The organism is Streptomyces sp. NPDC037242 (assembly GCF_055604165.1).
Genome location: NZ_JBVJUY010000019.1, coordinates 1 through 14,016, shown reverse-complemented (window position 1 = coordinate 14,016; position 14,016 = coordinate 1). Strand labels below are relative to the sequence as shown.

General features: G+C 72.5%; 9 protein-coding genes and 1 pseudogene. 4 read left to right on the top strand and 6 right to left on the bottom strand.

Going from position 1 to position 14,016, the window contains the following annotated elements:
* Positions 1-75 precede the first annotated feature (75 nt).
* On the top strand, positions 76-603 hold the full coding sequence (locus ACZ7GJ_RS22505) for a hypothetical protein (RefSeq protein WP_470754105.1): 528 nt from the start codon (positions 76-78) through the stop codon (positions 601-603).
* An 11-nt stretch (positions 604-614) separates the two neighbouring features.
* Here the strand turns inward: ACZ7GJ_RS22505 and ACZ7GJ_RS22500 are convergent, their stop codons facing one another.
* Positions 615-2,183, bottom strand: a complete 1,569-nt coding sequence (locus ACZ7GJ_RS22500) for an alpha/beta hydrolase (protein WP_470754104.1) — start codon at positions 2,181-2,183, stop codon at positions 615-617.
* A gap of 214 nt (positions 2,184-2,397) precedes the next feature.
* Between ACZ7GJ_RS22500 and ACZ7GJ_RS22495 the strand changes: the two genes are divergently transcribed.
* Positions 2,398-2,853: a DUF3592 domain-containing protein gene (locus ACZ7GJ_RS22495; RefSeq protein ID WP_470754102.1), complete on the top strand. Its 456-nt coding sequence runs from the start codon at positions 2,398-2,400 to the stop codon at positions 2,851-2,853.
* Between the two features lie 200 nt (positions 2,854-3,053).
* Here the strand turns inward: ACZ7GJ_RS22495 and ACZ7GJ_RS22490 are convergent, their stop codons facing one another.
* The 5 genes and pseudogenes from ACZ7GJ_RS22490 to ACZ7GJ_RS22470 all read right to left on the bottom strand — a co-directional run bounded on the left by ACZ7GJ_RS22490 (position 3,054) and on the right by ACZ7GJ_RS22470 (position 9,384).
* Positions 3,054-3,275: a hypothetical protein gene (locus ACZ7GJ_RS22490; protein ID WP_470754101.1), complete on the bottom strand. Its 222-nt coding sequence runs from the start codon at positions 3,273-3,275 to the stop codon at positions 3,054-3,056.
* A gap of 234 nt (positions 3,276-3,509) precedes the next feature.
* Positions 3,510-4,471: pseudogene (locus ACZ7GJ_RS22485) on the bottom strand (aldehyde dehydrogenase family protein); the annotation flags it as partial.
* A gap of 115 nt (positions 4,472-4,586) precedes the next feature.
* Positions 4,587-7,631 (bottom strand): lantibiotic dehydratase, encoded by a 3,045-nt coding sequence (locus ACZ7GJ_RS22480; RefSeq protein ID WP_470754099.1) that lies wholly within the window; start codon positions 7,629-7,631, stop codon positions 4,587-4,589.
* 59 nt (positions 7,632-7,690) lie between these two features.
* Positions 7,691-9,007 (bottom strand): lanthionine synthetase C family protein, encoded by a 1,317-nt coding sequence (locus ACZ7GJ_RS22475; RefSeq protein ID WP_470754097.1) that lies wholly within the window; start codon positions 9,005-9,007, stop codon positions 7,691-7,693.
* Positions 9,007-9,384, bottom strand: a complete 378-nt coding sequence (locus ACZ7GJ_RS22470; RefSeq protein ID WP_470754094.1) for a hypothetical protein — start codon at positions 9,382-9,384, stop codon at positions 9,007-9,009. Before ACZ7GJ_RS22470 ends, ACZ7GJ_RS22475 begins: the two co-directional genes overlap by 1 nt.
* Positions 9,385-9,541: 157 nt before the next feature.
* On the opposite strand from ACZ7GJ_RS22470, the gene ACZ7GJ_RS22465 reads away from it, so the two are divergent.
* Together ACZ7GJ_RS22465 and ACZ7GJ_RS22460 are read left to right on the top strand one after the other, a co-directional pair.
* Positions 9,542-9,853 (top strand): trypco2 family protein, encoded by a 312-nt coding sequence (locus tag ACZ7GJ_RS22465; protein WP_470754092.1) that lies wholly within the window; start codon positions 9,542-9,544, stop codon positions 9,851-9,853.
* Position 9,854: 1 nt separating this feature from the next.
* Positions 9,855-13,901, top strand: a complete 4,047-nt coding sequence (locus ACZ7GJ_RS22460; RefSeq protein WP_470754091.1) for an NB-ARC domain-containing protein — start codon at positions 9,855-9,857, stop codon at positions 13,899-13,901.
* Positions 13,902-14,016 lie beyond the last annotated feature (115 nt).

The following is a 14,016-nucleotide window of genomic DNA, read 5'->3' as shown; positions in this document are numbered from 1 at the left end:
ACCGCGGCCCCCGGTCACCACGCCGGCGGGGTTACGGTGGTGCGCACACACCGCAACCGACCGAGGAACCGGCCTTTGACCCCGTACTCCTTGGCGTTCTACGTGGACGTCGTCACCTCCGGCACCGTGCTCGGCATGGGCCCCGGTGACTCGCCCGACCGCGTCACCGAGGTCCTCGGGGCGGACTTCGGCGAGAACGCGCACGCCCAGGGCCTGGTCCGCGACTACGGCCTCGCCGAGTTCTACTGGGACCGGGTCTCCGCCGAGGACCCCTGGGCGGGCCACCACTTCTCCCTGCAGGTGCACCGGCTCGCACACGGGAACCGCGCCATCGTCGACGGCGTGCTCCGCGACCGGTACGGGCGGTTCACCCGGCGGCTGCGGTTCGAGAAGCTGCGCCGCCTGCTGGAGCGGCGCGGCGTCCCGCTGGTGGAGGTCCCGGCAATGCCCGTGAACGCCCCGTACTTCCGTACCTTCTGGCAGCCCGCCTCCCAGGTGGCCGTCACCGTCATCGGCACCTACGGCGAGTACGTCACACCGGAGAAGCTGAGGGTCGGCGACGTCTACAAGATCCAGGCCACGCGAGAGCGTCTCACGGAGTGAACCGCGGGCCGCTAGTGCTTGACGCAGGTCCGGTCCTTCGCCGGCAGCTTGCCGGTGGCCAGGTACCGGTTGACCTGGTCGTCCACGCACGCGTTGCCGTAGCGCCCGAAGAGGGCGTGCCGGTTGGCGCCCTCGAGGGTGACCAGCCTGGAGCTCGGCAGCTGCTTGTGCAGTTCGACGCTTCCCTTGTACGTCGTACGCGGGTCACCGGTGGCGGCGACGATCAGTGCGGGGGCATCGCGCCGCACCCGGGTGGGCTCTTCGCGTGGCGAGTCCCAGAAGGCGCACGGGTTGATGTTGTTGGTCAGGGCGCCGAACAGCGGGTGCGCGGCGCGGTTGCGCTCGATGTCCCGCCAGTAGAGCTCGGGATCGCGCTCGGCGGCCACGTCCCCGCAGATGACGGCGGACTGCGCGCCGGTGGGCTCGCCCTCACCGCGCAGCACATAGCGGAGCTCCGGGAGGAGCATCGGCGGCACCGTCGTCGGCCGGCCCTCCACGGCATTGGCCAGTACGGAGAGCAGCTCGCCGAACGAGGCCCGCGCCGCGGCGGTGTCGTCCGCGATGCCCGAGAAGAGGAGGAGCGGCACCTGGCTGTCGTCGATCCGGAAGGCATCGGCGCCGGCGCCGATGGTCAGCGGAGCGCGCGCGGCCGCCGCGACGATGCGGTCGACGGCGGCGAGGACCTCGGCGCGGCTGCGGCCGAGGCCGTAGGCGTCGTGGTGCTCCGCGGCCCAGGCGGCCCAGTCGGACAGAGCCTTCTCGTTCTCGCGCTCGGCGCCCTTCAGCAGCCGGGGGCGGTAGTCGCTCGGGTTGATCGCCCCGTCCAGCACCATCCGGTCGTGGCGGCCGGGGAACATCTGCGTGTAGACCGTGCCCAGGTAGGTGCCGTACGAGTAGCCCAGGAAGGAGATCTTCCGCTCACCGAGCGTGCCGCGGATGACGTCCATGTCGCGGGCCGTGTTGCGGGTGGTGACGTGCGGGAGCACCGAGGCACCGGTGGTGGCCCGGCACTTGTCGGCCAGGCTCTTCTGCAGGGCGACCTGGCGGTCGAAGCCCGCCCGGCCGGCGCCGGCGGACAGCCAGGTCATACCGACGGGCAAGCCGCAGTCCAGCGGGGTGCTGCGCCCGATGAAGCGCGGGTCGAAGCCGACGATGTCGTAGCGCGCGCCGACCTCCTTCATCGACGCGCGGGCCTGCGGCGGGGACTGGAGTGCGGGACCGCCCGGACCGCCGTTGTTGAGGAGGATCGCGCCGATGCGGTGGCGGGTGTCGGTGGCCTTGAGCCGGGAGACCGCCACGGTGATCGTGCGCCCCCGGGGGTCGGCGTAGTCCAGGGGCACGGTCACGTCCGCGCACTGCACGCCTGCCTGGTCCAGATCGCGGCCCTTGGTGTCGTCGGGGCCCTTGGTGCAGCTGCCCCAGCCGAGGTGCTGGCGGTAGTACCGGTCCAGTCCGGCCCCGGAGCTGTCCTGGGTGGGGGTCTCGGCGGCCGTGGCCAGGGCGGGGGAGGACGTGAGGCAGGCGGCGAGGGTGAGGCCCACGGCCAAGGCACGGCGTGCGGCGGGGCTGACAGTGGTCACGGGGTTTCCTTGAGCATCGTCCGCTTCGTGTGATCGCATGCCCCGAGGCTAGGAACCCGCCCTGGTACGGCACATCGCCCAAGGGCACGAGGACCCCGGTCCCGCCCACCCCTGGTCCGGGACCTGGGGCCCGGTCCGGCCTCCTCCTCCGGGAGGAGACCGCCGCACTGGCATGCTGTCAGGAGTCCTCCGGCTCCAGAATCGAGACGACCCCGTGTCCGCTTCCCAGATACTCCTGCTCTTCGCATCGGTCTTCACCGCCTCGGGGTCGGTCATCGGCGTCGTCGCCTGCCTCAAGATCCGACGCGTCCGGTTCCTGCTGAGGGAGGGCAGTACCGCGCGGGGCGTGGTGACCCGTCTTGAGGAGACCCGGATCGCGCCGGCCTCGGACGCCGGCAGCACCGGCCGGAGCGTCGGAACCACCGTGTACTACCCGGTGATCACGTGGAGCACGGGCGACGGCCGCGCCATGGAGACCAGGACGAGCATCGCCCGGCCCAAGGACAGGACCCTTCCCGTCGGTGCCCGCGTCGAGGTCCGGTACGACCGGGCGGACCCGTCACGCTGGATACTCCCGGCCGAGGGCACTGCCTTCTGGTGGCTGTTCAGCGCACTGGGCGCGTTGTTCGTCGCGATGGGGCTGGGGTTCGCCCTGGGGGGCCTGTCGTAAGGATCCCGGTGCTCGGCGGCGCGCTCGCGGCGGGGCGGGGCGGTGCGTGCTGATGTACGGGGAGGGAGGAATCCCCGTACGCCGGGATGTGCGAACCGCTCCGGCCGGTCTCGCCCGGACCACGGATGCGCCGCTACGCCCGGTCGGCCAGGCGGACCGCGGTGACCGGCCTCGCCGCGTGCCCCGCGGCGCGGTGGCGGTCAGAGCCAGACGCCGTCGCCCTGCACCACGTCGGGGAAGTCCTGGCCCCAGCCGCTGGGCATCGCGACGACGGCGTCGTTGGGCCAGCAGCCGTGACAAGTCCCCAGCTGAACCCGGGAGTCGGCCGGGGCGGCGGAGGTGTCCGCCTGCGTGGACAAGCACACGAGGGCGGCGGAGAAGGCGAGCGCGATGGCCGCGCGAGTGAGGAAGTGCGTCGTCATACGGGGGATGCTCTCAGGCCCATGAGGGCGGAAGACAGGGTTCAGCCCACGGGATTCCCTACGCAACCCGTCCCGTGTTCGGTCAGGAACTGCGCTGGAACTTCAGGGAATTGCCGGGGTCGTGGCATCGTCGCGGTATGCGTTCGCGTCGGCTGGGTCGCTGCAAGGAGCTGCCGGCCTCCTTCCCTCGGCCGCTGACCCATCGGGACCGGGTTCGCAGTGGGCTGCGCTCGCTCACAGCATCACGTGCTTGGCCTGCGTGTAGTCCAGGAGGCCCGACAGGGAGAGATCGCTGCCGTAGCCCGAGTGCTTGACGCCTCCGTGAGGCATCTCGGAGACGGTGGTGCCATGGGTGTTCACCCAGACGATGCCCGTGTGCAGGGCCCGGGTCGCCCGCATGGCGCGGTCGTGGTCCGAGGTCCAGACGCTGGCGGCGAGCCCGAAGCGGACGTCGTTGGCCAGCCGCAGGGACTCGGCCTCGTCGGTGAACGTCTGGACGGTCACCACCGGGCCGAAGATCTCCTCCTGAACGATCTCGTCGTCCTGGCGCACGCCGGCCACGACGGTCGGCTCGTGGAAGAAGCCGGGCCGCGTGATCCGGGCGCCCCCGGTGACGGTCTCGGCGTGGACCGGGAGCCGGTCGAGCAGGCCCCGTACGGATGCCAGCTGGGCCGCGTTGTTCAGGGGGCCGAAGTCCGCGCCCGGTTCGTCCGGAGGGCCGGTGCGCAGTTTCGCCGCCGCGGCGGCGAAGGAGCCGAGGAACGCGTCGTACACCCGCGGGTGGACCAGGAACCGGGTGGGCGCGGTGCAGTCCTGGCCCGCGTTGTAGTAGGCGACCCCGGCCAGGGCGGCGGCCGTCCCCTCGACGTCCACGCCGCCGTGGCCGCGATCTCCTGCCCCGCCCGTACGCTGCCGGTGACCGAGATCAGGGCCACCGCGCGGTGGGCGGTCAGCGCCCGGCCGGTGTCGCGGTCCCCGCACACGACGTCGAGCACGCCCGGCGGCAGGTGCTCCCGGGCGATGCGTGCCAGCAGCGCGGACGAGGAGGGCGTGGTGTCGGCGGGCTTGAGGACGGTCGTGTTCCCGGCTGCGATCGCCGGGGCGATCTTCCACGCCGCCATCATCAGGGGGTAGTTCCAGGGGGTGATCTGGGCGCAGACCCCGACCGGTTCGCGGCGCAGGAGCGGGCCAGGCAATGAGCGGCAGGGATGCGAAGACGGCCGGGAAGTGATCGGGGGTTGCCGGGTCGGGTGACCAGAAGTCCTGTGCTGCGAGCTTGCCGTTGGACTGGGTGCACCAGTGCCGCACGGCTCACGGGGCGGAATCCAGGCTGTGGCGGGTGCGGTAGAGCAGTTGCAGCACCGTGTTCTCGGCAGCCCGGTCCGTGCCCAGGAGGCGGTTGCAGTGCAGGTGTACGTAGCTGTGGCACAGCTCGGGCAGCGTCTTGCCGAGCTGCCGGCGGCGACCCAGATCGGCGAGCCGGTCGGCGGCGTCCGCCAGTTGGGGACGACGCCGCGCGAGGACGTCGGCAACGGGACGAGGAGGTGGTCCGCGCAGCAGGTCGCAGAACTCCGCCTTGCGCGTGCGGTACTCCGCGCCCGCAGCCCGTCGCTGGGGATTCTCCCAGTCGTAGAAGCGGAGCCTCTCGGCCTCGCTCAGGCCGAGCCCGGCCAACAGATCGTCGATGGTGAGCAGCGCCAGGCTGGTCCTGTCGAGCTGGGACCTGCCGGCCAGGTCGAGGGAGAGCAGGTCGAGAACGGCGGAGCTGTCGGCGGAGTACAGCTGTTCGGCGACCTCCATCCCGACGACGCCGCCGTAGCGTTCGATCTCGCGATCGTAGACGTCGAAGGTGAAACGGGAGACGTGGCCGTCGGCGAGGAGGGTGCCGGCCCAGTCGCTGAGTGCGGGGACGAGCACGGCAGGGTTGCCGCGCAGGCGTAGCCGCAAGTGGGGTTCGGGGTCCGAGTAGCGCAGGAAGACGCGTCGGTCGCACTGGCCGTCGAGCGAGCCGATGAGCTCCCGGATGCCGTCGACGAGCAGGGATTCCTCCTCCTGCCGGTCGCCGTAGAGCTTGACGAAGGTCCAGTCGCTGCCCGGGGGCCGCAGCCGGTCCGCCCTCGCCACCGGGGCGCCGGCCCTGCCGGGTGGAACGGAGCGCGGAACAACGGCGTTGCGGGCCATGGACACCACGAGTTCGACCGTGTGGCGGCCGCTCGGCCCGCCGACCCAGGCATCGTCGAGCCCGGGAACGGCCTCCTGGAGGACCACGCTGCCGCCGGGACGCAGACGGTTCAGGGCTCGCCGTATCTCGTGGGTGTGGGACTGCGCGGTGGCGTCGATGAGGAGCCGATGGTCCGCGGCCGCGTCGCTGCTCGTCAGGTACGTGAAGCGGGGCACCCGCCACTCGCGGCGCCAGGCTTCGAAGGCGGCTTGGAACCGGTCCGGCTGCTGCCCGGCCAGTTCGTGCGCCGCGGCGTGGTCGATGCGCCACTGGGCCAGGCGCAGGACGACCCGGCCGGAGGTGACGCGGGGCAGGTAGGGGAAGTCGCGGGCCGGGCCCCAGTCGAAGCCGACGATCTGGGCGGTGCCGTCGCGGCTCACATCGGCGAGGAAACGGCAGACGGCCGGGGCCCGGCTGTTGTTGAGCATGTGTCCCGAGCAGACGCCGACCTCTCGGCGTTCCCCCGTGGCGTCGTCGTCCCAGATCAGGGCGAACCTGCCGTTCGTGACGCGGACCGCGAGCCGGTCGAGGGGGATGGAGCGGGCAGGTCCGTCCTGCGCGCTGGTGCGAATGCCCACCTCGTGGTCGCGGATCGAGGGCCGGACGACGACGTTCGCCGAGCGGGTCTTCTCCGGGAGGTACACCAGCTCGGCCAGAACGCGGCCGGCTTCGACGGCCTGCTCGGCGTCGGCGATGGAACCGAGGGCGGGAACGGCGCCGGTGAGCATGCCCGCGAAGCGGCCGAGGTTGCGTCCGGCTGCTCCGGCACCGACGTTGGGGCCCACGACCAGGTGGAAGTCCCCGGCGTCGATGGCGGCGGGTGACGGGGCGCAGACCATGGCGTAGAGGTCGAGCGAGGCGGGGAGCCCCTCGGGAGCCGCTTCCCAGAGGGCGAGCCGGTCGACGGTGTCCTGGTCGAGTTCGACGCTGGCGAGGTGCTCGTGGAGGGCACGGGTGGCGAGGCGGAGCAAGGTGTCGGCACGGGCGGCCTTGGCGGGCATGACCGGAGGCAGGAGGGACGGTGACCCGAGGCCTGCGACGGGATCGAGGAGTTCGAGGACGGACACGTCGCGGTCGGTGCCGTAGCGCGCCTCGAACGCGCTCCTGTACGCGCTGATCTGCGGCATGCCGAACGGGAACGGGGTGAGCCGCAGCAGCAGTTCGGCCGCTCGGACCGCCTCATCGGCCACCTTGCGGGACACGTCGCAGGCCGCCAGGGGCACAACGGTGTCGACCTGGAGCGGCGTGGCCGTTTCGAAGCCCGTGACACGGCGGGCGTGATCGGCGAGCGCGGGGAAGGCGGCGGCGCCGGCGCCGGCCGGCTGCCCCTCCCAGTCCCGGATCGCGGCCAGCAGATCGCCGAGGTCCGCGGCGGCGCCGGCGGCTGCCGGTATCCGGCCGAGGTGCTCCAGGACGTGTCCCGAGGGGTCGAGGCGGGTCAGCGGTGGGCGCAGGTCGGTCAGCAGGAACGCGTGCCGCCACAGCCGGTACAGCAGATCGTGGACCTTGTCCGGAGTGGCTCCGGGTACGGATTCCAGGAGGTCGGCGGCGAGGTCCGCGTAGGCCGTGGGTGTGCGGGCGAGGGCGAGGGCGCGAGTGACGGCGCCGGTGGCGCGCAGGGTGACGTTCTCCCCGCCGTTCGCTCCGAGGACCGCTTCGACACCGCTCAACGTGATCCGGCCGGCGCGGTGCAGCACGGCCGGATTGGCGATGACGGTCGTCTCCTCCCGGATCTCGGTGCGTGATTCGAGGGCGGTGACGAAGTGCACGAGGGCGTGCATGTCGATACGGGCGTGGACCTCGGGGGGCCGGTCGGCGAGGCGGACGTCGGTGACCGGGCCCCACCGCCCCAGCGCGACGCCGGCGTTCAGCCCGAAGGGCGTGGGCCGGGTGCTGAGACGAATGAGGTAGCGCAGGAGGCTCGACTCAAGGCGCCGCCGGTCGCGTTCGTTGCGTACGGGCCCCGCCAACGCGGTGGCGAGGGCCAGCGAGGACACGACGACGGCACGTCGCGCCTCGTCGTCGTCCCGGACGCGAGCGGTCGCGGACGCGCGCCCGAGGTCCTCGGCCGCGGGGTACTGCGCGACGGGGAGGATCGGGGTGCGGATGACGAAGTCGTCGAGACAGCGGTACAACCCGGATGCCCGGGGAGCGGCTCGTGTCCGACGGCCGGGACCACGGGAGGCGTCGGCGCTCATGACAGGAGGAAGAACCGGTCCCAGGCGGGTGGTTCGAGTGTGACGGCGGCGAGAAGGGGGAGGGCGACCCCCGCGGCGCCTTCGAGGAGGCCGGAGCGGTCCTCGCGGGTGCCGTCGGGCTCGACACTGCGATAGCCGAAGGGCGCCTGCGGCTGGTATGCGCCGAGCAGTTGGTCGACCAGGCGGCGCGCGCCCTCGTTGATCTCCTCGTCCCCGGTGTCGACGGCGAATCGCAGGGTGACCTGGAGGAGCCCGGCGATGCCGTGGCAGAACCCGGGCGAGTCGATGCGCCGCCGGGCGACGGGCCGTCGTAGGACGGCCCGCATGGCGGCCACGGCCGTACGTGTCAGGTCGGGGTCCCCGAGGGCGGTGCCGGCCAGCCAGAGGGCGCGGGCGACACCGGGGCTGCCGTAGCACCAGGCGTCGCGGGCTGCCGTCGGTGGTGCGGCGGTGGCGGGGTCCTCACCGAGCGGGACGACCGCCGGGTACGCCGCTCCCTGGGCGTCGTCGACCTGGTGCGAGGCGAGCCAGGACGCCGTGCGGCGGATCGCCTCGGTGTGTCCCGCGCCGATCGGGCCGTCGGCGTGGGCGAGGGCGAGCATGGCGAGAGGGCCGGTGATGCCGTGGGCGAGGCCGCAGTTGGCGACCGGGGTCCGGTACCGGTCGCGCATGCCCTCGTCCGTGATGAGGGCGTGCGGGGTGTGCCAGGCGGGGACCCCGTCGACGGCGCGGGACAGGTCCACGAGCCAGCCGAGCACCATCTGGAGAGCACGGTCCCGGGCCGGGCCGGTCGGCCGGGAGTGGAGATACGCGGCCACGCCGGTCCACCCCGACACGAGGTCGAACGTACCGACGGAGAGGCCTTCCCCGGTGACGGCCGGCAGCCGTTGGGGAATCCGGGTGTACAGGCTGTCGTCGATGTCGCCGAGCAGGGTGCGGTACCGCTGTCCGCCGCGCGCCAGGTACGCGGTGGTGAAGGCCACCCCGGTGAGGCCGGCGAAGAGTCCCAGGGTGCCCACGGGGTTCGACGCGGTGCCGTCGACGGCGCGGCCGAGGTGCTGGTGGGCCACGAGGTCCCAGCCCTCGCCGGGCAGGCACCGGTCGAGGTGTCCGAAGGCGAGGGCGAGACCGCACGTGCCTTGGGCGGCGCTGTGGGCCGTCCATCGCGGACGTCCCTGGAGCGGTGTCGTACGGGCCGCTCCCTCGACGGTGTCGGGGTCTCGCAGCCGCGAGAGCACGTCCACGCAGACGGCGCGCACCGAGGCGGCGGTCTGCGGATCGCCGATGGCCGGCTGCCAGGCGGGCGGGACCATCAGCCTTCCTGCGGGGGGTTCTCGTGCTCGACGACGCGGCGGATGACGTGCTCCCCGGCGACCTTGCGGGTGACCCCGTCGGCCCGGACCTGACTGACCTCCAGGACGTAGTGGTCCTCGTAGAGGCTGCGGTCGCACTCCGAGGTGCAGGAGCCGCAGGTCCCACAGGTTTCGGTCTCGTTGGGAGTGTCGAGAACGGGGCAACTGCCCGCACAGGTACTGGCACAGCTGTTCGTGCATTCATCGCCGCAGGTACTGGCGCAGCTGTGGGTGTCCTGGATGACGAATCTGTCGACTTCCCGCGTCGTCATCCTGACGCGGATGTCCAGGTCGAACTGGTCATCGTTGACCACGACGTGCGCTTGCTCGTCTTCCATGGCTCAGCCCTCGGAAATCGGTCACCGAGCAATGCCTTTATTTCTACGATGGCACCTCCGGGGAAGGCCGCAACCCGGGGCGGCATCGCCGGCATGAGGGGGCGCAGGCCGGGCACACTGCTTGAGCGTGGTCGGGAGAGTCCTGGGGGGATGCGCGGTGGCGGAGATCGGACTGGCCGAGGCGATCGAGGAACTGCGCCGGGAGCTCGGCCGGGCGCAGGACGCGGGGGCGGGGCAGCAGCTCCGGTTCGAGGTCGCGGAGGCGGAGCTGGAACTGCTGCTGGAGCTGCGCCGGGAGGCGTCACCGGAGGCGCGGTTGTCCTTCGGCGTGGTGAGCGCGGGCATCGCCGGGGCGGTGGCCACCGCGCGGACCCACAGGCTCACGCTCCGGCTCAGCGTGCGCGACGAAGCCACCGGTGGCCGCAACGTCCAGGTCGGCCAGGACCGTTCGACGTCCTGGGGCGACTGAGGTGGACCCCGCGCGCCTGGCTGACGTGCGGGCCGGTACGGAGCAGGAGTCGAGGAGCAGTGGCTCGGGCTACCTCATCAGCCCTCACCTGGTCCTGACGGCGCGCCATGTCGTGACCGACGCCCACGGCCGCGGCTGGCCGCGGTTCGAGGTCCGCATCGGCCATCCGCGCCATGGAACCCCTGCGCGGCGTACCGCGCTGCTCTGCTGGCCGGACCCGACCACCGGGGACTTCCCGGAGATCGACGCCGCACTGCTCCGGCTCGACGAGCCGATCGATGTGGGCGGACCGCCGGTGCGCTGGGGACGGCCGGAGGGCCACGACGCGCTGGACTACAACGGCATCGGCTTCCCCCTGCTGGCCCGCTACGGCGACGTCCCCCACGTCGAGCAGCTGCGCGGGCAACTGCCGCCGCTGGCCACCGGGCCGCAGCGGTACTACGTACTCGACCAGCAGGCCGCGCCCCGGGCCGACTCCTCCTCGGGCCGGCGTCCGTGGTCCGGTGCTTCGGGGACGGCGGTGTTCTGCCGGGGGCTGCTGGTCGGCGTCGTGGTGTGCGACGACCGGGAGTTCGACCACCGCCGTCTGCACGCCCTGCCCGCCGAAGCATTCGTCGGGCACCCGGCATTCGCCGAACTCGTTCAGCGCGATACGGGGACGGCCCCGCGGGTGGAGCCGGTGTACGCGGCGGAGCCCTCGCCGGACGGCGACCCCGTCGCATCGGTGCCTGCTCCGGGGCAGCCCTCGCAAGGCGCCGCCATCCCGGGTGAGGGGCCCCGTGTGGACCTGCGTGAGGCCCCCGACGTACCCGTGATCTTCGGGCGCGCAGAGGAGATCGGGACCCTGCGCCAGTGGCTCGGCGAGGACCAGTGCCGGCTGGTCGCCGTCCTGGGCCGCGGCGGCATGGGCAAGACGACGCTCGCCGCGCATCTCGCAGCCGCCCTGCGGGACGACTTCACCGTGGTGTTCTGGCGCTCCCTGTTCAACGCGCAGCCGCTGGCGGAGGTCCTCGGCGCGTTCGTACGGCACGTCTCGGCCGGAGAGATCACCGACCTGCCCGACTCCCTGGAGGAGCAGATGCTGCTGGTGCGGCGCCTGCTGCGCGAACGCAGGTGCCTTCTGGTCCTGGACAATGCGGAGTCCCTGTTCGAGGGCGGCGCGCTCACGGCCGGAAGCTACCTGCCGGGGCTCGCGGACTACGGGGCGCTGTTCGACGCCGTAGCCGCCGGGGGCCACCGCAGCTGCCTGCTGGTCACCAGCCGGGAGATGCCCGCCGAGATCGTCCGGTCGCGGTCGGACAGCGGCCCGGTCCGCGTGATGGACCTGGGCGGGCTGTCGGACACGGCGGGCCGCCACCTCATGGCCGACCGGGGCCTGACCTCACGGGTCGAGTCGTGGTCGGCGCTCATCGAGCGGTACTCGGGCAATCCGCTGGAGATCAAGGTCGTCTGCGACACGGTGCTGCGGGTCTTCCAGGGCGATGTGGCCGCGTTCCTGCGCGAGGACACCGGCGTCGTCGGCGGGACGCACCAGCTGCTCGCCGGCCAGTTCGACCGCATGTCGGCGCACGAGCAGGCGGTGATGTACTGGTTCGCGGTCCGCCGCGAACCGGTGACCCTGGGGGAGTTGGAACGCGATGTCGTACCCCCGCTGACCCGGCGCGAGCTGATCGCGGCGCTGGACGCGCTCAGCCGCCGCTCGATGGCCGGCGGGGGCCTGCCCGGCTCCTTCACGACCCACCCCGTGATCCTGGAGTTCGTGCTGGAAAGGCTCCTGGACGCGTTGTTCCGGGAAGTCGTCTCAGGGACGCCCGAGCAACTGTCCAGCCACGCCCTGACCCTGGCGACGGCCCGGCAGTACATCCGGGAGGCACAGGCCCGGGTACTGGTGGCCCCCCTGGCCCGCCGCCTGCTCGGCACGTTCGGGCTGCCCGAGGTCACGCGGATGCTCCAGGATCTGCTGGCGGCGGCCCGCCGGGGCGCCGCGGGGCCGTCCGTGGGATACACCGCCGCCAATGTGCTGCAGTTGGTGCTCCACCTCCAACTGCCCCCGTCGGAGTTCGACTTCTCAGCCCTGACGGTACGTGAGGCCGATCTGCGAGGGGTCACGCTCAGGGACGTCGACTTCACGGCGGCGCGTTTCGAGCGCACGCTGTTCACGGACACCTTCGGGGTCGTCCGCGGCGTCGCGGTGTCCTCCGACGGAGCGCTGGTCGCCGCGGGCACCGGCGGCGGGGACGTCCGCGTATGGCAGCTCGCCGACGCGCGGCCCACCGCCACCTGGCACGAGCACTCCGGAACCGCCTGGGCCGTGGCGTTCGGCGACCACGACCGCATCCTGGCCAGCGCGGGCGCGGACCGGACCGTGCGGATCTGGGACATGCGCACCCATCGCTGCATCCAGGTGTGCCACGGCCCCGAGGAAGCCGTCGTGGACGTGGCCTGCCACCCGACGGAACCGCTGGTCGCCGGTGCGGCGTACGACAACACCGGCCGGGTGTGGAACGCGCTCACCGGGCGGCTGCGCCACACCCTGCACGGCCACGGCAACTGGGTGAGCGCGGTCGCCTACGCGCCCGACGGCGAGACGCTGGTGACGTGCAGCCTGGACGGCACGGTCCGGGTGTGGGACAGCAACAGCGGCGAGTGCCTGCGGGTGCTCGCCGACGAGCGGGACGAGCAGCCGGACAGCCTGTGGAGCATCGCCGTGTCGCCCGACGGCCGGTCGGTGGCCGCAGGCGGCTTCGACGGCATCATCCGCGTCTGGGAGCTGTCGACCGGCGCACTGACACATACCCTGCGCGCCCACGCCGACCGGGTGACCGACCTGTCGTTCGACTCGGCCGACGGTCTGCTGGCCTCCGCCAGCGGCGACCGTACGGTACGGGTCTGGGACCTCGCCGCGGGGCGGCGGGTGCAGACGCTGGCCGGTCACGAGCTCGGCGTGTCGGGCACCGCGTTCGTCCCCGGCAGCCGGCGGCTCGTCAGCGGAGGCGACGACCAGACGGTACGGGTGTGGGACGCGGGCCGCGGCGAGTGCCTGATGGTCATCCGCGGCCACGAGCAGCCGGTCCGGGCAGTGGTGTGCGCGCCGCACGGCAGGACGATCGCCAGCGCCGGTGACGACACCGACATACGCCTGTGGCCGACGCGCGCACCGCACCGGGCCCGCACCCTGCGCGGGCACCAGCACTGGGTGCAGGCACTCGCCTTCAGTCCCGACGGCCGGCTGCTCGCCAGTACCGGCGACGACCGGACCGTACGGGTCTGGGACGTCGAGGGAGGCCAGTGCCTGCACGTGCTGCACGGGCACACCGGCTGGGTGGCGGACGTGGCCTTCAGCGCGGACGGCACCAGGGTGGCGAGCGGCGGCGCGCACAGCAGGATCCGTGTGTGGGACACCGTCACCGGGCGCGCCATCACGGTCATCGACGCTTACGACTCCAGCGTGGGCGCGCTCGCGTTCACCCCTGACGGGCGGCTCCTGGTGAGCGGAGGACACGACCACCGCGCGCAGGTGAAGCTGTGGGACGCGCAGACCGGAGAGCACCTGGCGACGCTCGCCCGGCACATCGGGGCCGTAACCTCCCTGGCCGTGACCGCGGACAGCCGCCGACTGGTGACTTCGGGCGTCGACGGCTGCGTCAACGTGTGGGACCTCGACACAGCCGAACACCTCCACACGCTCACGGGGCACGGGAACCGGGTGTCGTGCGTGGCCGTGGGCCCGAGCGGCAACCTTGCCGCGAGCGGGGGTGAGGACCGCACCGTGCACGTGTGGGAGCTCGCGGAAGGCCGCTGCGTGCAGGTGCTGCGCGGCCATCCCGGGGCGGTGACCTCAGTCGACTTCGGCAGCGACGGCGAAACCCTGGTGTCGGCCAGCACGGACGGGACCGTGCGTCTGTGGTCCCACGCGGACGGCAAGGCCACCGCCATGCTCGTTCCGGACCGCCCTTATGAGCGCATGAGGCTGAACAAGGCCTACGGCCTGAGCGACGCCCAGCGCGAAGCCCTGCGGCGCCTCGGCGCCATCGACGACGGCCGTTAGGGGGTGTCTGACGGATGTCCGTGGCGTCGCGACGCCCGGCACGTGCTCTCGCCGCACCGGCCGGAAGCCCGAGTACGTCCAGTACGCGGGCTTCCGGTCGGCACGCCGAGAGCAC

What these genes read in the sequence shown, in the direction of transcription:
- ACZ7GJ_RS22490 (WP_470754101.1), bottom strand. Translation starts at nt 3,275, where the DNA reads ATGACGACGCACTTCCTCACTCGCGCGGCCATCGCGCTCGCCTTCTCC.
- ACZ7GJ_RS22475 (WP_470754097.1), bottom strand. Translation starts at nt 9,007, where the DNA reads ATGGTCCCGCCCGCCTGGCAGCCGGCCATCGGCGATCCGCAGACCGCC.
- ACZ7GJ_RS22470 (WP_470754094.1), bottom strand. Translation starts at nt 9,384, where the DNA reads ATGGAAGACGAGCAAGCGCACGTCGTGGTCAACGATGACCAGTTCGAC.